At 73.8% G+C, this 18661-nt stretch carries 16 protein-coding genes and 1 pseudogene; 4 read left to right on the top strand and 13 right to left on the bottom strand.

Annotated elements, in window-relative coordinates; genetic code table 11:
* The first annotated feature begins 71 nt into the window (after positions 1 to 71).
* Complete coding sequence (locus ACGFMP_RS07880; RefSeq protein WP_393670995.1) at positions 72 to 869, top strand: polysaccharide deacetylase family protein; 798 nt, start codon at positions 72 to 74, stop codon at positions 867 to 869.
* Positions 869 to 2095 carry a beta-propeller fold lactonase family protein gene (locus ACGFMP_RS07875; RefSeq protein WP_393670994.1) on the top strand — a complete coding sequence of 409 codons (1227 nt, stop codon included), beginning with the start codon at positions 869 to 871 and terminating at the stop codon, positions 2093 to 2095. The genes ACGFMP_RS07880 and ACGFMP_RS07875 overlap by 1 nt, the downstream gene beginning before the upstream one ends.
* 5 nt (positions 2096 to 2100) lie before the next feature.
* Here ACGFMP_RS07875 and ACGFMP_RS07870 read toward each other — a convergent pair whose 3' ends face one another.
* From ACGFMP_RS07870 to ACGFMP_RS07860, 3 genes are read right to left on the bottom strand one after another with little or no spacing between them, the layout of a single operon-like run.
* Positions 2101 to 3204, bottom strand: coding sequence for a serine hydrolase domain-containing protein (locus tag ACGFMP_RS07870; protein WP_393670993.1), 1104 nt, complete (start codon positions 3202 to 3204; stop codon positions 2101 to 2103).
* Complete coding sequence (locus tag ACGFMP_RS07865) at positions 3170 to 3364, bottom strand: hypothetical protein (protein WP_393670992.1); 195 nt, start codon at positions 3362 to 3364, stop codon at positions 3170 to 3172. The genes ACGFMP_RS07870 and ACGFMP_RS07865 overlap by 35 nt, the downstream gene beginning before the upstream one ends.
* A gap of 42 nt (positions 3365 to 3406) precedes the next feature.
* Positions 3407 to 4711 (bottom strand): multidrug effflux MFS transporter, encoded by a 1305-nt coding sequence (locus tag ACGFMP_RS07860; RefSeq protein ID WP_393670991.1) that lies wholly within the window; start codon positions 4709 to 4711, stop codon positions 3407 to 3409.
* A 70-nt stretch (positions 4712 to 4781) separates the two neighbouring features.
* Between ACGFMP_RS07860 and ACGFMP_RS07855 the strand changes: the two genes are divergently transcribed.
* Positions 4782 to 5795, top strand: coding sequence for a Gfo/Idh/MocA family protein (locus ACGFMP_RS07855; protein ID WP_393670989.1), 1014 nt, complete (start codon positions 4782 to 4784; stop codon positions 5793 to 5795).
* An 8-nt stretch (positions 5796 to 5803) separates the two neighbouring features.
* Here the strand turns inward: ACGFMP_RS07855 and ACGFMP_RS07850 are convergent, their stop codons facing one another.
* From ACGFMP_RS07850 to ACGFMP_RS07810, 9 genes are all read right to left on the bottom strand, one after another.
* Positions 5804 to 6115, bottom strand: coding sequence for a 4a-hydroxytetrahydrobiopterin dehydratase (locus tag ACGFMP_RS07850; protein WP_393670988.1), 312 nt, complete (start codon positions 6113 to 6115; stop codon positions 5804 to 5806).
* 64 nt (positions 6116 to 6179) lie between these two features.
* A complete protein-coding gene (locus ACGFMP_RS07845) occupies positions 6180 to 7391 on the bottom strand; it encodes a cytochrome P450 (protein WP_393670987.1) in 1212 nt (403 codons plus the stop codon).
* Complete coding sequence (locus ACGFMP_RS07840; protein WP_393670986.1) at positions 7388 to 8038, bottom strand: ATP/GTP-binding protein; 651 nt, start codon at positions 8036 to 8038, stop codon at positions 7388 to 7390. Before ACGFMP_RS07840 ends, ACGFMP_RS07845 begins: the two co-directional genes overlap by 4 nt.
* The gene (locus tag ACGFMP_RS07835; RefSeq protein WP_393670985.1) at positions 8016 to 8429 is read right to left on the bottom strand and encodes a DUF742 domain-containing protein; all 414 of its coding nucleotides are present in this window, start codon (positions 8427 to 8429) and stop codon (positions 8016 to 8018) included. Before ACGFMP_RS07835 ends, ACGFMP_RS07840 begins: the two co-directional genes overlap by 23 nt.
* Positions 8426 to 8851 (bottom strand): roadblock/LC7 domain-containing protein, encoded by a 426-nt coding sequence (locus tag ACGFMP_RS07830; protein ID WP_393670984.1) that lies wholly within the window; start codon positions 8849 to 8851, stop codon positions 8426 to 8428. Before ACGFMP_RS07830 ends, ACGFMP_RS07835 begins: the two co-directional genes overlap by 4 nt.
* Positions 8848 to 10200 (bottom strand): ATP-binding protein, encoded by a 1353-nt coding sequence (locus ACGFMP_RS07825; protein WP_393670983.1) that lies wholly within the window; start codon positions 10198 to 10200, stop codon positions 8848 to 8850. The genes ACGFMP_RS07830 and ACGFMP_RS07825 overlap by 4 nt, the downstream gene beginning before the upstream one ends.
* Before the next feature lie 192 nt (positions 10201 to 10392).
* On the bottom strand, positions 10393 to 11625 hold the full coding sequence (locus ACGFMP_RS07820) for an ROK family protein (protein WP_393670982.1): 1233 nt from the start codon (positions 11623 to 11625) through the stop codon (positions 10393 to 10395).
* Between the two features lie 59 nt (positions 11626 to 11684).
* The gene (locus ACGFMP_RS07815) at positions 11685 to 12293 is read right to left on the bottom strand and encodes an ATP-binding protein (protein WP_393670980.1); all 609 of its coding nucleotides are present in this window, start codon (positions 12291 to 12293) and stop codon (positions 11685 to 11687) included.
* Between the two features lie 398 nt (positions 12294 to 12691).
* Positions 12692 to 15862 carry a GH92 family glycosyl hydrolase gene (locus ACGFMP_RS07810; protein WP_393670979.1) on the bottom strand — a complete coding sequence of 1057 codons (3171 nt, stop codon included), beginning with the start codon at positions 15860 to 15862 and terminating at the stop codon, positions 12692 to 12694.
* A gap of 252 nt (positions 15863 to 16114) precedes the next feature.
* Between ACGFMP_RS07810 and ACGFMP_RS07805 the strand changes: the two genes are divergently transcribed.
* Entirely contained in the window at positions 16115 to 18163 is a 2049-nt protein-coding gene (locus ACGFMP_RS07805) for an ATP-binding protein (protein WP_393670978.1), read from the top strand.
* Positions 18164 to 18332: 169 nt separating this feature from the next.
* On the opposite strand, the pseudogene ACGFMP_RS07800 reads toward ACGFMP_RS07805, so the two are convergent.
* Positions 18333 to 18661 (bottom strand): annotated as a pseudogene (locus ACGFMP_RS07800) (hypothetical protein); the annotation flags it as partial.

The following is an 18661-nucleotide window of genomic DNA, read 5'->3' as shown; positions in this document are numbered from 1 at the left end:
ATGCGGCATCCGTGGGACGCGCGGCGCCACCGGTGGGATGAATCGGATATTACGCCTTAAAGTGGGCGCCAATGTCGATCTCTCGCCGCAACCTCCTCCAGGTGACCGCCTCCGAGGCGCTGCTGTCCGGCTGCACCGGCGGCAGCGCCCCGCATGCGGGGCCGGACCCCGCGATGCCGCCGCCCGCGGCCGGGGCGGCGTCCGCCGCGCGCAGCGGGGCGCCCGCCACGGTCACCCCGGTGGCGCCGCTGCCTCCGCTGCCGCCGGGGCTGCCCGACCAGATCGAACACGGCCCGCGCACCCGCCCGCAACTGGCCCTGACCTTCCACGGCCAGGGCGACCCCGCCCAGGCCGAGGTGCTGCTGACCGAGGCGGAACGTTTCGGCGCCCGGGTCACCGTGCTGGCCGTCGGCGACTGGCTCGACGCCTACCCGCAGCTCGCCGCCCGGGTGCTTGCGGGCGGCCACGAGCTGGGCAACCACACCCAGACGCACGGCGACATCGGTGCCATGGACGCCGCCGCGGCCACCGCCGAGATCGAGGGCTGCGCCGGCCGGCTGCGCCGGCTGACCGGCAGCCCGGGCCGCTGGTTCCGGCCTTCGCAGGCCCGGCTCACCACCCCGCTGGTGGTCTCGCTGGCCAGGAAGGCCGGCTACCCGCACCTGCTGTCGTACGACGTGGACCCGCTGGACTACACCGACCCGGGCGCGGAGGCGGTCCGCTCCGCCGTGGCCGCCAAGGCCGGACCCGGCTCTGTGGTCTCGCTGCACTTCGGGCACAGCGGCACCGTCGCCGCGCTGCCCGGGATCCTCGACGACCTGCACCGCCGCGGCCTGCGCGCGGTCACGACCTCGGAGCTGCTGAGCTGATGCGCCGTCACCTGAGTCCCCTCCGCCGCGCGGCCGTCACCGCCGCGGTCGCCGCCGTCGCCGTGCTGGCCGCCGGATGCGGCGACAGCGGCACCCGGTCGCTCGCCCCCTCCCCCGCGCAGGCCGCCCTGGCCGCGCAGGCGGCCGCCGCGCAGGCCGCCGTCAAGGCGCAGCGGCGCGCGGCCGCAGCCCACCCGGGGCTGGCCGGCATGCCGCCGCTGGTGAACCAGAAGGACGTCTACGCCGCCGACCGCCCGAACGCGCTGTCGCCCGTGGTCCGCGGCTTCCCCTCGCTGGTCTACGTGCCGAACACCGAGTCGAACACCGTCTCGGTCATCGACCCGAAGACGTACAAGGTGGTCAGGACCATCCCGGTGGGCCTCCAGCCGCAGCACGTCGTGCCGTCCTGGGACCTGCGGACGCTGTGGGTCAACAACGACGTCGGCAACAGCCTCACCCCGATCGACCCGTCCGACGGCCACGTCGGCGAGGCCGTCTCCGTCCACGACCCCTACAACCTCTACTTCACGCCCGACGGCAAGTACGCGATCGTGATGGCCTCGCTCGACCGGCAGCTGGTCTTCCGCGACGCGCACACCATGGCGATCAGGAAGATCGTCCCGGTGAGCTGCTACGGCGTGAACCACGCCGACTTCTCGCCCGACGGCCGCTACTTCATCGTCAGCTGCGAGTTCTCCGGCGAGCTGCTGAAGGTCGACACCGCGGCCATGAGGATCATCGGGCAGCAGCGGCTGCCGATGGACGGCGCGATGCCGCAGGACGTCAAGATCTCGCCGGACGGCAGCACCTGGTACATCGCCGACATGGTCGCCAACGGGGTGTGGACGATGAACGGCGACACCTTCTCCAAGCCGGTGCTGCTGCCCACCGGCAAGGGCGCCCACGGCCTCTACGTGTCACGCGACTCGAAGTACCTCTACATCACCAACCGCGGTGAGGGCTCGGTCTCCCTGCTGGACTTCGCCACCGGCCGGCTCAGCGCGAAGTGGCACATCGACGGCGGCGGCAGCCCCGACATGGGCGGCGTCTCCGCCGACGGCAAGGTCCTCTGGCTGACCGGCCGCTACGACGCCGAGGTCTACGCCCTCGACACGGCCACCGGCCGCACCCTGGCCAAGATCCCGGTCGGCGCGGGCCCGCACGGGCTGGCCGTCTACCCGCAGCCCGGCCGCTACTCGCTGGGCCACACCGGCATCTTCCGCTGACCCCTTCAGCGCACCGGGGCCGCCCTCGCCAGCCGCGAGGCCGCCCTCGCGCGCGGGACACTGCCCTGGCGGTGGCGGACCGGGTGGACGGTGTTGGCCAGCAGGACGAGGTACGAGCCGGTGGCCGGGTCGATGACCAGGCTGGTGCCGGTGAAGCCGGTGTGGCCGAACGTGCCGCGGCCGGCCAGCTCACCCATGAACCACGGCTGGTCGGTCTCGAAGCCGAGACCGTCGAGCAGCGGAAGGGTGCCGTCGAGCAGCGCGGTGGCGAAGACCGCCAGGTCCCACGCGGTCGAGAAGAGGCCTGCGTGGCCCGCGACGCCGCCCATCGCGTAGGCGTTCTCGTCGTGGACGGTGCCGTGCACCATGCCCCGGTCGAGCTTGCCCCACGGGCGCCGCTGGTCCTCGGTGGCCGCGATGCGCGGCAGCCAGGAGGGCGGCGGGGCGAAGCGGGTGGCGGCCATGCCGAGCGGCGTGGTGATGCCGTCGGCGACCAGCCGGTCGAGCGGCCGGCCGGTGACCTGCTCCAGCAGGGTCTGGGTGAGCAGCAGATTCAGGTCGGAGTAGCAGCGCCGCTCGCCCGGCGGCGTGAGCGGCTGCTCGGCGGCGAGGGCGGCCGCCCGCTCCCCGGGTCCCGGCAGGTCGTAAAGCGGCAGCTCGGGACGCAGCCCCGAGGTGTGGGTGAGCAGGTGGCGCAGGGTGATGCCGGGCACGAGACCGGGGACGTACGCCGTGATCGGGCGGTCCGGGTCCAGGGCGCCGGCCTCGACCTGCTGGACAGCGGCGACAGCGGTGAAGAGCTTGGTGAGCGAGGCCAGGTCGAAGACGGTGCCGGGCCGCATCGGCACCCGCTCCGCCGCCGGAAGCTCCACCCCGCGGCCGGCGCCGCCGTCGTACGAGCGGTAGCGCACCGCCCAGCCGACCGCCTCGTGCAGCGCCACCACCGGGCCGCGCCCGGCCAGCACGACGGCCCCCGCGCACCACGGCAGCGCCGCCTCCCCTGCCGGCGCCGGCTCCAGCGCGGCGGCCAGCTCCGGGACGATCAGGCCGATCTCGTCGGCATCGAGGCCCGCCTCAGGGCAGGTACCTCTCGACAGCGGCGGGGCCATTTTCCTCCAGATCCTTGCGGGCCTTCTCGATCAGTTCCGGTGTGCAGTCCCGCCCGGAGGCCATGACCAGGTCCTCCGGGTCGACACCGGTCTCTGACCCCGTGTGCAGCGAGCTGTCGGCTGTCTTGAACGCCCAGGTGCGTTCGTCCGGATCGGACATCGCTTCCTCCTGATGGCCAGGCGACGTGATCGCCTGTTCGGCCTACGGTCCCTCCACGGTACGTCTGCCCGGCACGCAGAGCCCGACGAAGGCCGCGCAGGCGATGAGCGTGCAGGTCAGCTGGGTCACGGCCATGGGTACCGCGGTGCCGTCGCCCGCGACTCCCGCGAGCGGCGCGATCAGCGCGCCGATCAGGAAGGACGAGGTGCCGATCAGCGCGGAGGCCGATCCCGCGTTGCGCTTGGTACGCAGCAGCGCCTGGGTGTTCGTGGTGGGCAGCACCAGGCCCATGGACGCCATCAGGACGAACAGCGCGGCCGCGATCTCGGCGAGCGAGGCCCGGCCGAAGACACCGGTGGTGAGCAGCACGAGCGCCGCGGAAGCCGCGGTGATCAGCACCAGGCCGACCCCGAGCACCCGGTCCATGGAGACCCGTCCGACGAGCACCTTGCCGTTGAGCTGGCCGATGCCGACGATGCCGATCGAGTTCAGGCCGAACAGCAGGCTGAAGGTCTGCGGCGAGGCGCCGTAGATGTCCTGCACCACGAAGGACGACGCGGACACGTAGGTGAACAGTGCCGCGAAGCCGAAACTGCCGGCGACGACGTACCCGGTGAAGACCCGGTCGGCGAGCAGGCCGCGGAAGGCGCTGAAGGTGCCGGCCAGCTCACCGGTGTGGCGGTGCTCCGGCGGCAGGGTCTCGCCCAGCCAGCGCCACACCACCGTGGTGAGCAGGATGCCGATGGCCGTGCACACCACGAAGACGCCGCGCCAGTCGGTGAGCCGCAGGATCTGGCCGCCGATGACGGGGGCCACGATCGGGGCCACGCCGGAGATGAGCATGAGGGTGGAGAAGAAGCGGGCCATCTCCACCCCGTCGTAGAGGTCCCGGACGACGGCCCGGGAGATCACGATGCCGGCGGCGCCGGCCAGGCCCTGGAGCAGCCGGAAGCCGACCAGCAGCGGGGCGGTGGGCGCGAAGGCGCAGACGGCGGTCGCCAGTACGTAGACGACCATGCCGATCAGCAGCGGCTTGCGGCGCCCGAAGCGGTCGCTGAGCGGGCCGACCACGAGCTGGCCGAGCGCCATGCCGGCCAGGCAGGCGGTCAGGGTGAACTGGACGGTGGACGAGGTGCTGTGCAGGGCGTCGGTGACCTGGGGCAGCGCGGGCAGGTACATGTCCATGGACAGCGGCGGCAGCGCGGTGAGGCCGCCGAGTACCAGGGTGACGAGCAGTCCGACGCGGGCCTGGCGGCCGGCGGCGGGGGTGAGGGTGGCGAAAGGGGTCGGGGCGGTGGCCTGAGCAGCGGATCTCGGACCGGCGTCCTGCACGGTGGCACTCTCCATCAAGGGTCGTTGAATCGTTGCCTATTCTTTCAGTGATCGGGGACAGCCGAGACCAGGTAGTGGGGCATTGATGAGTGACGTGAAGCGCACTGTGCGCTGGGGCATTCTGGCCACCGGCGGTATCGCCGCGACCTTCACCGAGGCGCTGGCCACCGTGCCGGGCGCCGAGGTGGTGGCGGTCGGATCGCGCAGCGCCGAGGGCGCGAAGGCCTTCGCCGAGCGGTTCGGGATCCCGCGGGCGTACGGCAGTTGGGCCGAACTGGCCGCGGACGACGGCGTGGACGTCGTCTACGTGGCCACCCCGCACTCCGCGCACCGGGCGGCTGCCGGGCTGTGCCTGGAGGCCGGCAAGGCGGTGCTGTGCGAGAAGGCGTTCACCCTGAACTCGCGCGAGGCCCGCGAGCTGGTGGAGCTCGCGGAGGACCGCGGGCTGTTCCTGATGGAGGCCATGTGGACGTACTGCAACCCGCTGATACGCCACCTGGCCGCGGTCGTCGCCGACGGGGCGATCGGCGAGATCCGCAACGTCTCGGCCGATTTCGGCTTCGGCGGCGACTTCCCGCCCGAGCACCGGCTGCGCGACCCCGCGCAGGGCGGCGGCGCGCTGCTCGACCTGGGCGTCTACCCGGTGTCCTTCGCGCAGCTGCTGCTCGGCGAGCCCGACACCGTACAGGCCTGGGCGCACCTGACCCCGGAGCGCGTCGACGACAACACCGGGATACTGCTCGGCTGGAACGACGGCGCCGTGGCGACCCTGACCTGCACCTTCACCGCGGACACCGGTGCGCCGGCGACGATCACCGGCACCGCGGGGCGGATCGAGATCCCCGAGGGCTTCTTCAACCCCGACCGCTTCGTCCTGCACCGCCAGGGCGAGACCCCGCACACCGTGCACTTCTCCGAGGTCACCGACGACGGACTCGACCGCGGCACGATGCGCTACGAGGCCGCCGAGGTGACGCGCTGCCTCCAGCAGGGGCTGACCGGGTCCCCGCTCGTGCCGCTGGCCGGCACGCTGTCCGTGATGCGCACCCTGGACACCATCCGGGAGCAGATCGGGGTCCGCTACCCGGGGGTCGACTGACCTGGCGGCTAGCGGGCGCCGTGGCCGGGCGCGACGGCGGCGATGCGGTCGGCCAGGTCGAAGTCCTTCCCGGTCAGCCGCCCGCCGGCCGCGTGCGTGGTGATCTCCGCGCGCAGCGTGTCGTAGCCGAGGGTGAGGTCGGAGTGGTGGTTCAGCTCGGCCTGGATCCCGGCGATGTGCAGGGCGAAGATCGCCGCGGGCAGGTGCGCGAGGTGGTACGTACGGTGCAGCGTGCGTCCGTCCTCGCTCACCGCCCAGCCGTCGAGGCCGCCGAGCCGGGCATCGATCTCTTCCGCTGACAGCGGTTCCGCGTAAGGCATGCCCTCATCGTCCCACCGAGCCGGTGCGACGGCGCGTCGTGCGGCCCCGGTGCCGGTCGCGGCACTACTCAGCCGCGGACACCGGCTTGGGGGCCCAGGGGGTGAAGTGGACAGGCAGGGTCGTCAGGGAACGCTGGAAGAGGCCCGGCCGCCAGCGCAGGCCGTCGGCCGGGCGGGCGAGCCGCATGTCGCACAGCCGGCTGGTGAGCTGCTCCACCGCCGAGATCGCGATCAGCAGGGCCGGCTGCCGGGCGGGGCAGCTGTGCGGTCCCGCGCTCCACGCCAGGTGCGCGCTCTCGCTCGCCCCCCACGCGTCTGTCTCGCCGCCCGGCGAGGACTGGCTGTTGGCCGCCGCGTAGGAGACCAGCACCAGCTGGCCGGCGCGCAGGCCGACACCGTGGAAGGTGGTGTCGTACCGCACGTAGTAGCCGGTGGACGTGGACTGCGGCGGATTGCGCCACAGCACCTCGTTGATGGCCTCGTGGGCGGTCATGGCGCCGGCGGTCACCGAGCCGTCGTAGCGCGGGTCGGCGAGCATGTGGAGCAGGGTGTTGGCGATGAGGTTCGCGGTGAACTCGTAGCCGCCGGCGAAGGTCACGGCGATCTGCATGACCGTCTCGGCGTCGTCGAGGCCGGCGGGGTGCTGGATGAAGTACGAGGTCAGGTCGCGTCGCGGGCGCGCGCGGCGCTCGGCGACCAGGCCGCCGATGACGTTGGTGAGGTCGGTGGACGCGTCCATCGAGTCGGCACCCGCTGCGAACATGGAGCTGATCTTGTCCGTCAGCAGCTCGCCCTCGGCGTCGGGGACGCCGAACCAGGTGTTGAACACCCGCAGCGGCAGCTGCCTGGCGTAGCCGGCGACCAGGTCGGCGCTGCCCGCGGCGGCGAAGCGGCCGATGAGCTGGGCGGCGGCGTCGGCGACCTGCGTCTGGAGCAGGTGCGGGCCGAGCAGGCCGAGGCTGTCGCCGATGACCTTGCGGTACCGGGAGTGGGTGTCGCCGTCGGTGAAGACCGCGGCCGGGCGGTAGGCGAGCACCGAACGCACCGGGGAGTCCTCGGGGATGGTGTCGGGCCAGGGCCGCGGGTCCTTGGAGAAGGTGTGGGTGTCGCGCAGCACGTCGAGCGCGGCCTGGTAGTCGGTGACCAGCACCGCCTCCGCGCCGGGGGCGATCTCGACCCGGGCCAGCGGCCCCTGGCTGCGCAGCTGCTCGTAGTGGCGCCCGGGGTCGGCGGCGAAGTCCTCGCCGTACATGGCGGGCAGCGTACCGGCGGTCATGGCGCGTCCTCGGGCAGTCGGGTCAGTACGTACTCGGCGAGCGCGATGAGGGTGCCGATGCTGTCGCGGCGGTTGCGGGCGTCGCACTGCACCAGCGGGGTCTCGGGGGCCAGGTCGAGGTGCTTGCGCAGCACCTCGTCGCTGTGCGCGGGCGCGCCGGGGAAGCGGTTGACGGCGACGGCGTAGGGCAGGCCCTGCTCCTCGACCATGTCCATCACCGGGAAGGAGTCGGCCAGCCGCCGGGTGTCGGCCATCACCAGGGCGCCGAGCGCGCCGCGGGCGATGTCCTGCCACAGCGGGAAGAAGCGCTCCTGGCCGGGGGTGCCGAACAGGTAGAGCACCAGGTCGCCGGGGACGGTGAGCCGCCCGAAGTCGACCGCGACGGTGGTGGTGGACTTCTCCGGCAGGCCGCGCAGGTCGTCGAGGCCCGCGCTCGAGGTGGTCATCACCTCCTCGGTGTGCAGGGTGGGGATCTCGGAGAGGGTACGGATGAGGGTGGTCTTGCCGACGCCGAAGGGCCCGGTCACGACCAGCTTCATCAGGGTCTGCCCGGTCGCGGGCAGGTAGCGGACCGGGCCGGGGCGCGGCTCTGACCGCGGTTCCGCGGCCGGCGCGGTCGCCGGTTCAGGGGAGGGCACGGAGTCCAACGAGCAGCCTCTCGATGAGCGTTCGGTCGATCTCTTCGGCCTTGGGGACCGGGGACCGGGCGAGCAGGTGGCCGCCGCCGACCAGGTCGGCGGCCAGGAAGACGGTGGCACTGACCGGCAGGCCCAGGTGGGCCGAGCACTCCACCACGGTCAGCGCGCCGGGGCGCAGCAGCGTCCACAGCCTGCGGTGCTCCGGGCCGAACTCCAGCTCCGGCGGCTGCTGGTCGGTGGACACCAGCAGTGTGAGCCGGTCGAAGTCGGAGGTGCCACGCGGGCGTTCCCTGCCGCCGGTGGCCAGGTACGCCGGCACCAGGCGGCGTCCCCGGCCGCCCTGCGCCCCGGGTTCCGGCGTGGCGGCGGCTCCTGAAGTGCCGGGCCGGCCGGATGTCATGGCCGGCCGGCTGCGTCCGGCTCGCGGGCGGGGGCGCTCATCGCCCTGGCGAGCGCGGCGACCTGCACCTGCATCTGGTAGGCGATGTTCCCCAGCTGGGTGTCGGGTGCGGCGAAGACCGCGAGCGAGGTGTTCTGGCCTGCGGGCACCACGATGGCGAAGCCCTGCTCGGACTCCACCACGGTCTGCGCCAGGCGTGGCGCCTCGACGTCGGTGAAGGCGGTGGTGAAGGCGCGGGCCGAGGCGTGCAGGGTGGCGGTCATCGCGGCCACCCGCTCCGCTGCGGCCCGGTCGAGGCCGGGCGAGGAGCCTTCCAGCAGGCCGTCACCGGTTGCGATCAACGCGTGCTGGACGCCCGGCAGTTCGAGCAGCGGTTCCAGCACCCAGGCCAGGTCCTCTGCCAAGGGTCGGCGGGTGGTCATGAACGGTGTTCTCCTTGCTTGTCGCCTGCGGCGGTTCCCCCGGCCGCGGTCGTGCCGCTCCCCGCCGCGGACCTGCCGCTGCGGGTGCCGTCCTGGAGCGCGCCCCACAGCGCGCCCGCCTGCTCTGGTGTGCGCGCCACGGGCGCCTCGGCGGCCGGCGGCACCGGCGCGACCGGGCGTGCGGCGGCGGTTCTCGGGGCGCGGCGGCGCCGGGAGGGCAGTGGAGTGGCCTCCACGACCGGGCCGTCGTCCGCCGCCGGGTCCTCGGCGGGTCTGGCCGGGGCCGCGGTGTCGGCCGGGGCGGGTACCAGCACGGACAGCGTGTGCTCCTCGTCGAGTACGGTCAGCAGCTCGGCCGGCACCCGCAGCATCGCGCGGACCCCGCCGTAGGGCGACGACTCGACGTGGCAGGAGAAGCCGTACTGCCGCACCAGCCGGCCCACCACGGCGAATCCGGCCTGCGGCGGGTTGCCGAGCTCGGTCAGCAGCAGCACCTCCGGGCCGGCCAGCAGCCGCCGGGCGCGCTCCAGCGTCTCCCCGTCCATGCCGATGCCGCCGTCGTCCACCACGATCAGCGCGCCGCGCCCGCCGCTCTGCTGGATCGTCACCGGCACCGCGGTGTCGGGGTGCGAGTAAGACGTCGCGTTGGCCAGCAGTTCCGCGACCGCGATGGCCAGCGGCTCCGCGGCCCGCGCGACCACCGCGAGGCGCTGCTCGCGCAGATGGTTGGCCATCTTGATACGCGCGTAGCCCGCGACCCTGGACTGGGCTCCGATCACGATCTCGGCGAGCGGCGAGTCGCTGCGGGCCAGCCCCGGCCAGGCTTCGCAGAGCACCGCGGTCGCCTGGATGCGGCGCAGCGCCAGCTCGTTGCGGAAGTCCAGTTCGAGCAGCCGCGGGTCGTCGAGCTCGTGCTGCAGGTCCTGCAGGACGCTCTGGGTCTGGTAGAGCAGCGACTGCACCTTGGCGGTGGCACCGCGCATCGCGGCCCTGGCCGCCGCGTCGACCCGGTCGCGCTCGCCCGCCGCGGCCGTGCTGGTGGCCGAAAGCACGTCCCGCATCGCCTTGGCCAGCGTGGCGTTGGCCTCCTGCGGGTGCAGCAGGCCGGGGACGGGGGCGTGCTCGTGGGTCAGCGCCAGGACTGCGGCCGGGATCCGGTCGGCGGCGAGGAAGCGCAGTTCCTCGATGGCGATCCGGAGTTGCTCCTCGGCGTTCTTGGCCCGCACCTCCGCGGTCTGGACCGTGGTGCGCGCCATCCGCACCAGTTGGGCGTCCCGCACATGTCTGAGGCCCGACCAGACACCGCCGAGGACGGCGGCCAAGAGAAGACCGATGAAAGCAAAGAGCACGACGCGACCCCACCCCGAAACTGTCTTGAAGCGTGATTATGCCGTGGCGGAATCCCGTCACAAGGTTTGGCGTAAAAATTCGCGCTGCGTACTCGGCCGGTCACCAAGTGGTGCCGTTTCCGCCTCTGTTCGCGAAGCCGTTCGCGAACAGGCCCCGGCCCGCCCCCGGGCGGCGGCGCGCAGGGCCCGCCGCTACGCCGCCGCCGCGCGGCAGGCCGCGAGCGGGTCGTCCAGCAGCGGGGCGAAGGCGAGTTCGGCGGCGCCGACCAGCGGGGCGCGGTGGGCCAGCGCGGATCTCCTGTGGGTGTAGGGGGCGCGGCTTCGCGCCAGGCCCGTGGTGGCGCTGTACGCCTCGATCCGGTCGAAGGTCGCCTCGTAGATGTCCTGGAGGCCGCCGCCGAAGATCACCAGACGCGGGCTCAGCACGGCGGCGAGGTTGCCGAGTCCGATGGCGAGCCAGCGCGCGGCGTCGTCCAGGGCGCGCGCGGCACGCTCGTCACCGGCCTCGGCCGCCTCGACCACGCCCGACAGCGAGTGGTCGGGCGGCACCCGCAGGCCCGCCGCCTCGGTGACGACGTCCGTGCCGATCTCGGTCTCCCAGCAGCCGCGGGCACCGCAACGGCACTGCCGGCCGCCGGGGTTGACGATCATGTGGCCGATCTCGCCCGCGTAGCCGCGCTGCCCCGGCACCGGCCGGCCGCCGCAGAACAGGCCGCCGCCGACACCGACGTTCGCCGAGATGTACACGAAGTCGTCACAGCCGCGGGCCGCGCCGCGGCAGTGTTCGCCCAGCGCGCCGAGGTCCGCGTCGTTGGCGACGGCGACCGGCACCCGCGACCAGGGCGGCGCCAGGCGGCCCGTGAGGGCGGCGGCGAGCGGTTCGTCGGTCCATCCGAGGTTCGGCGCGAAGCGCACCAGGCCGTCCGCACGCCGCACCAGGCCGGGCACGGCGATGCCGACGCCGGTGCAGCGGCCGCCCGCCGTCGAGGGGCCGCCCAGCGACCCCACGAGCCCGGCCAGCCTGCCGACGGTGTCCTCGAACCCCGTGGGCCCGCCGGGCGGGGGCAGCAGGGTGCGTTCCGCGAGCACCTCGCCGCCCAGGCCCACCCGCTCCGCCCTGATCCGCTCCACGCCGACCTCAAGGGCGATCACCTGGGCGCTCCCGGGGACCGGCCGCACCACGGGCGAGGGCCGGCCGGCCGAACGGTGGGTGCGCGGGACCTCCTCGCGCACCAGCCCCGCGCCGGCCAGTACACCGACCAGGGCCGCCGTGGTGCTGCGGTTGACGCAGGTCGCCCGGGTCAGCTCCGAACGTGAGACGGCGCCCTCGGCGTGGACGTGCCGCAGCAGCACGCTGAGGTGGCGCCGCCGCACCTCGGCCTGCGGCACCTGTCCTGCCGTCGTCTCGCCCGGAGGGAAGGGCATGGCGACCTCCTCGCCGTGGGGGGTGCGCACGCTCGGCGCGCGGGAGGCGGCGGGCGCGCTCAGCCGGGGGCGCCGCCGGGGGGCACGGGCACGCTGAACTCGGCCCAGGCGAGGGTGCCCGCGGGGCCGACGTGGCGGCCGTGGGCCGACGCGAGCGCCTGGACCAGGGCGAGGCCGCGACCGCCGTCGCCGGGGTCGCGCTGAAGCGGCGAGCCGCACGGGCCGCCGTCGGTGACCTCGACGCGTACGGTGCCGCAGGGCAGCCGGGACATGTGCAGGCAGACCGCGGGCAGGGCGTGGTTGAGCGCGTTGGTGACCAGCTCCGATATCACCAGCACGACGTCGGCGGCCGCCTCTTCCGGCACCTCCCAGCGGGCCAGCACGGCCTCCGCCGACCTGCGGGCCTCCCGCCCGGCCTCCGGCCGGTGCGGCAGCGGCAGGCAGCCGATCCAGGACCCGGTCCCGGTGTCGGTGTCGACTGCGGCGTCCGTCCCGGTGCCGGGGCCTGTCCCGGCATCCGCGCCGGTGCCGGCCGCCCCGGCTCCGCCGCCGCAGGGGTGCGGGGAGCCGGCCGGCCACGCCAGACGTGACCGGCCCCGGCCCGCCCACTTCGGCGAAAGCGCCGGGTGGAGGTCCGGAAGTGCTGGGTCGGGGGTGAGGATGCGCATGTCGGTACCTGGCCTGTAGGCGGGTCCCGGTCCGCCGCCTGTCGGGCGGCGGGTCGGCACTGGGTGCGTGACGCTCCCGCGTCGGGGCCGTTCCCGTCGCCTCGTGGGGGCGCGGTCGCGGCGCACGGCCACAGGTGCGGGCTCTGCTCCACCGGTGGCCTATTTGTTGTCGATCACCACAATACGACTCATGACGAAAAAATCACCCCGGTGACCGCGACAAGATTCCGCAAGGATGCCCGGAGGGGCATCTCCGCAGGTCAGCGCGGCGTGGAAGAGGACAAAAAAGGACAGCGCCCGGTGTACCCGAGGGCCATTCCCTCCGGTACACCGGGGCTTTTCCGTCACCGTCGATCACGATCGGTGAGCGCCTGTCGCGGCAGGTCCCGCGGGTGCGGTCAGCCGGCGTCGTCCGGGCACAGGTGCAGGGCCAGGACGTTGCCGCCGGTCACGGCCACGTGGACGCGGCCGAGCGTGCCGGTGTCGCCGCTGTTGGCGACCCGGAAGTCGCTGCCGGCGTTCTCGCCGTTGTGGAAGGCCGCGTCGTCCAGTGTGAACGTGGCGGTCTTCCAGGTGTCGGTGCCGGTCTTGGCCACCGAGGGCGACTGCTTGTAGGCGCCGGCCGTCGAGTCGTACTGGAGGCTCCAGCTGCCGGTGCCGTGGTCGTAGTAGTCGATGGTGACGGTCGCGTGGTAGGCGCCCCCGGGGACGATGGTGTTGTCGATGTCGAAGTACTCGAAGGGCGAGCCTTCGGTGGTGGACCGCCCGCTGCGGCCGCCGAGGGTGACCGGCTCGGTGTGCCCGTCGCCGTTGTCGCGGAAGCGCAGCCCGCACTCGGTGTCGGTGGCGCCGAGCGTGTCGCAGGCGGTGGCGGCGCCGTCAGCGGCCGGTACGGTCACCACGACCGCGCCGCCCGGCAGCGGCGTGCCGGACGACGTACGGAAGGCGACCTTCACCGGGTGGTAGCCCGACGGGGCGTCCGCCGCGACCGAGATGGTGACGGGCACGGCGGCGCGGTCGGCGTGCCGCAGGTCGAGGGTGCCGGACGACGGGGTCACGGTGACCCCCGGTACATCCGACGCAGCGCTCCAGCGCACGGTGCCCGCGTGCCCTGCCAGGTCCGAGACGCCGACCGTCGCGGGCAGGCTGGTGCCGCCCGGGGTCACCTGGGTGCCGGTGGGGGTGAGGTAGCCGACCGCGGGCACCTCACCGGTGCGGTACGACGGCGGGGCGGCGGCGGGGCCGGTGGCCCAGTGGGTGTCGGGCCGGGTGGACAGGTCGACGTCCAGGTCGCCGCCCCTGGTGGCGAAGGAGGCGGGCAGGGCGGTGGACTCGAAGTGCCGCCCGTCCAGCCGCATTCCGGTGACGTAGGGGGCGTCGTCCGCCGCCCGCGGCGCGTCGATGGTGATCCGGTGGCCGTTGCCGAGGCTGATCACCGCCCGCTTGACCAGCGGGCTGCTCAGCGCCAGCGTCGGGGTGCCGGGAGTGGCCGGCATCATGCCGAGCGCCGCCCACACGTATTCGGACGACAGCGCGCCGTTGTCGTCGTTGCCCGGCAGCCCGTCGGGGGCGGTGGTGAACAGCTCGGTCTCGAACCGCCGGGTGACCTCCTGGGTCTTCCACGGCCGGCCGACGTAGTCGTACATCCACGGGGTGGTGGTGTCGATCTCGTTGCCCGCCCAGTCGTAGGGCTCGTTGCCGCCCGCGTTGAGCCGGCTGAAGTAGCCGTCGAGGCGCGCGGCCACCTTGGCGTTGCCGCCCATCGCGGTGACCAGGCCGGCGACGTCCTGCTGCACCGACCAGTTGTACTGCGCCGCGTTGCCCTCGTCGTAGCCGTCCTGCCCGAACGCGCCGGCCGGCGGGGTCTGGAAGCCGGGTCCCGCCGGGAAGGCGCCGTTGTCGTCGCGCGGGCGCAGGTAGCCGGTGGCCGGGTCGAAGATGTTCTGCCAGTTGTTGCCGCGCACCGCGTACTCGGCGGCCGTCGCGTGGTCGCCGATCCTCGCGGCAAGCTGCGAGATCGTGAAGTCGTCCGTGGCCCACTCCAGGGTCTCGGAGGCGCCCTGGAAGCCGTGGTCGCCCTGCGAGGTGCTGTTGTTGGGCGCGTACCCCAGGCGTACGTAGTCCTCCACGCCCGGCCGCTCCACCCAGCCCCAGCCGACCTTCTCCGACCGCGTCGCGGCCTTCTTCATGATCGGCAGGGCGTCCGCGATGTCCACGCCGGTCGCGCCGAAGGCGACGTACTGGGCGAAGAGCGGGACGCCGTTGTCGCCGTTCATGACGTTCCCCGTCATGTTCTGCGAGGGCCACTTGGGCCACCAGCCGCCCTGCTGCTGGGCGTCCCGCAGCAGCGAGTCGGCCATGTCGCCGGCCCGGTCCGGATAGAGCATCGTCTGGAGCGGGGCAAGAGACCGGTAGATGTCCCAGTCGGAGAAGGTCGCGTACTGGGTGTGCCCGCGCGGCACCCGGTGGATGGCGTCGTCGAATCCGATGTAGCGGCCGTCCACGTCGTTGAAGACGCTCGGCGACTGCAGGGACCGGTACAACGAGGTGTAGAACGTCGTCAGTTCGTCCTTGGACGCGCCGCCGACCGAGACCTTGCGCAGGGCGTCGCGCCAGGCGTCCCGGGTCTGCGCCTGGACGTGGCCGACGCTCCAACCGGGTATCTCCGCGGCCGCGTTGGCCGCCGCGCCGGACGTGCTCACGTACGACATGCCGATCTTGGCCGTCACGCTGCGGTCGGCGGAGGTGTCGAAGGTGAGGTAGGTGCCGGAGCCCGAGCCGGTCGCACTCGACGAGCCGGGCGTCACCGCGGTGCCGCCGCCGTCGCGCTGCCAGGTGCCGTGCGCGGTGAACGGGCGGTCGAAGGTGATGTCGAAGTACATCGTGTACTTGCTGTTGTTGCACAGGCCGTGCGGTGTGGTCGTCCCCGATATCTCGCGGTCGCCGATCACGTTCACCTCGGCGGCCAGGTCGCCGCCCAGGCTCGTGCCCGACTTCACCAGCAACTGCGCCTGGCTGCCAGCCGGGTAGCCGAACGACGCGATCCCGGTCCTGGCCGTCGCGCCGATGTCGACCTGTACGTCGGAGTCCGTGAGGCGCACGTCGTACGAGCCGGGTGCCGCGTGCTCGTCCTCGTGCGAGAAGTGCTCGGTGCGGCCGGCCGGATCGGCGCCGACCCCGCCGGTCACCGGCAGGATCGGGATGTCCCCGAAGGACGAGCAGCCGCCGGAGAAGTGGTCGAGGCTGAAGCCCTTGATGGTGCTGTCGGTGTAGCCGTAACCGGTCGGCGCGGAAGCGGTGTCCGGGCTGAACTGCATCATCCCGAAGGGCGCGGTGACGCCGGGGAAGGTGTTCTCCCAGTCCACTCCCTTCTGGGTGCCGATGAACGGGTCGACATAGGCGGTGGGGTCCGCGACGAGCGCGGTGCCGCCCCGCCCCGCCGTCCCGGGCGGCCCCGCCGCGAGCGCGGACGGCACGGCCAGCGCGCCGGCCGCGGCGAGCACCGCCGCGACGACGGCGATACGCCTGCGGCTGGTGGTGTGGCGGTGTTTCTCTCGGTGTCGGTACACGTGAGACCTTCCCTGTCACCCTGCACGGCTCTCCCGCGTGGGCCGAGGTTGTCAAAAAACTCCCTTGACAACGTTGTCACCCACGCGCGCCCCGAGTTTTCACCCACGCGGAACAGGCGTCAAGGGGCCGGTGAACACGGGCGGGACAACCGGCAGGCGGCACGGCGCGGGCACGCGCGCCGGCGCCTCCCGAAGCGGCCGGAACCCGCCGCTTCGCTCCGCTGCGTGCCCTGTCGGTGTCAAGCTGTTGCGGTGAAGGGCAACATTCCCCAGGAGACGACGACCTTCGTCGGTCGGACGTCCGAACTGGCCTTGCTGGAATCGCTGGTGGCCCAGGACCGGCTGATCACGCTCACCGGCGCGGGAGGCGTCGGCAAGACGCGCCTGGCCCAACGGGCCGCCGCGGGCGAGGGCTTCCGCTTCCCCGACGGCGTCTGGTGGGCGGACCTCAGCACACTTGAAGGACCCGGCCTGCTGCTCGCCACCGTCAGCGACGCGGTGGGCCTCGCCGACCACTCGCCCATGATGCCCGTCGAGGCGCTCTGCGAATGGCTCGCCGACCGGCGCCTGCTGCTCGTACTGGACTCCTGCGAGCACCTGATCGACGCGTGCGCGGCCATGGTGGCGGAGGTGCTGACCGCAGCACCGGGCGTGACCGTACTGGCCACCAGCCGCCGGCCGCTGGCGTCCAGGATGGAGCGGCTGGTGGAGGTCCAACCGCTGCCGGTGGCGGGGCCCGACGCCTTCCTGCTGTTCAGCGAGCGGGTCGCCGCCCGGCTCGGCCCGCAGCCGCTGGCCGAGCCGGGCGCGGCCGAGGCCGTCGGGGCGATCTGCCGCCGGCTGGAGGGGATCCCGCTGGCGATAGAGCTGGCCGCCGCCCAGGTCGGCCCGGCCCGGGTCGCCGAGGTCGCCGAGCAGCTCGGCTCCCGCTTCGAGGTGCTGTCGCGCGAGGGCTTCGTCTGGCCGCGGCGGCACCAGGCGCTGCGCACGGCGATCGGCTGGAGCCACGAGCTGTGCGCGCCGCTCGAACGGCTGCTGTGGGCGCGGCTCAGCGTCTTCCGCGGGGCCTTCGACCTCGCCGCCGCGCAGGCCGTCGCCGCGGGAGGTCCGCTCGGCGCCGCGGATGTCGCGACGGCACTCGACCGGCTGGCCGACCAGTCCGTCGTGCGCAGGACGTCCACGGTGGCAGGCAGCCGCTACCGGATGCTCGACACCATCCGCGAATACGGGCACGCGTGGCTGCTGGAGCTCGGCGAGGAGACCGCCACGGCCGACCGGCACGCCGAGCACTTCACCGGCGTCGCGCGCTGGGCGGAGGCCGCCTGGGTCGGCACCGACCAGCTCGCCGGCTACCGGCGGGTCGAGGACGCGCACCCCGACCTGCACTCCGCGCTCGACCACCTGCTGGTCCACGACCCCGCGGCGGCCGCGGAACTCGCCGGGCTGCTCGTCTACTTCTGGACCTGCTGCGGCCACCTCAAGGAGGCCCGCGGCTGCCTCGAGCGCGTCCTCGACGTCCACACCGCCCCCGGCCCCGCGCGCACCCGCGCGCTCATCGGCCTCGGGGCGACCGTGACCCTCCAGGGCGACTACGCCGCCGCGGCCGGGATCAGCGCCGAGGTGGCGGACGCGGTCGAGGCCGGCGGCGACCCGGAGCTGCGGATCGCCGCGGCCTGCCTGACCGGGCTGCTCGGCATGCTCACCGGGCAGCCGCAGCAGGCCCTCGACTCCGTGCGCGGGGCGCTGGCGGCCGCACCGGGCCGCCCCTTCGACTCCTCCGACCGGCTGCGCTGCAGCCTGGTCGAGGTGCTCTCGCTGACCGGTCTCGGCGCCTTCGAGGAAGGCCGGACCCGGGCGCTGGAGCTGCGCGAGCAGTGCGTGCGCGCGGGCGAACTGTGGACCCGCTCGTATCTGGACTACCAGCTGTCCATCGTCGCCCTCTTCTCGTCGGAGCCCGCCGAGGCGGTCGCGTACGCGCGCACCATGCTGGAGAGCAAGCGGCTGCTCGGCGACGCCTTCGGCATCGCGCTCGGCCTCGATCTGCTGGCCGCCGCCATGGCCGCCGACGGGCGGCCCGAGCAGGCCGCGGCCGTCTACGGGACGGGCGAGGCGTACTGGCGCAGCGTCGGGCACCCGCAGCGCGGCGCCCCGGAGCTGCGGCCGGTACGCGAGCGCTGCGAGCAGACGGTACGCGCGGCACTCGGCGAGGCCGGCTACTCCGCCGCGTACACCCGCGGCGCGACCGCGGACGGCCCGAGCACCCTGGCCGCCCTCGTCGCCGACGACCCGGGCGGTGCGTGACGCGGAACCGGGGCGCCGCGTCCGTCCGGCGGGTGTGGCGCGGGTGTGGGGGTGGTCGCGGGGGTGGGGCGGCTGCCGATTCCGGCGCGGGCGCGGGGTGAGCGGCGGCCGTACGGTCCGGCGCGGGTGCCGGGTGGCCGTACGGTCCGGCGCGGGCGCCGGGTGGCCGCTACGGACGGGCCGGTGCCAGGATCCTGGCGGTCAGGGTGCGGAGCAGCGCCTGCTCGTCGGCGTCCAGGGGTGCGGCGAGCGCCGCGAGCCGGTCGGCGATCTCGGCTGCGCCCAGCTCGGTGAGGCGGCGGCCCTCCGGGGTGAGGGCGACCAGCACCGGTGGGGCGGCTGCCGATTCCGGCGCGGGCGCGGGTACGGGGCGGCCGTACGGTCCGGCGCGGGTGCCGGGTGGCCGTACGGTCCGGCGCGGGTGCCGGGTGGCCGTACGGTCCGGCGCGGGCGCCGGGTGGCCGCTACGGACGGGCCGGTGCCAGGATCCTGGCGGTC

Origin of the sequence: Streptomyces sp. NPDC049040, from assembly GCF_043197715.1 — a bacterium.
GTDB lineage: Bacteria > Actinomycetota > Actinomycetes > Streptomycetales > Streptomycetaceae > Actinacidiphila.
The sequence above is the reverse complement of the archived record's forward strand: the minus strand, read 5'-3'. Positions and strand labels throughout refer to the sequence as shown.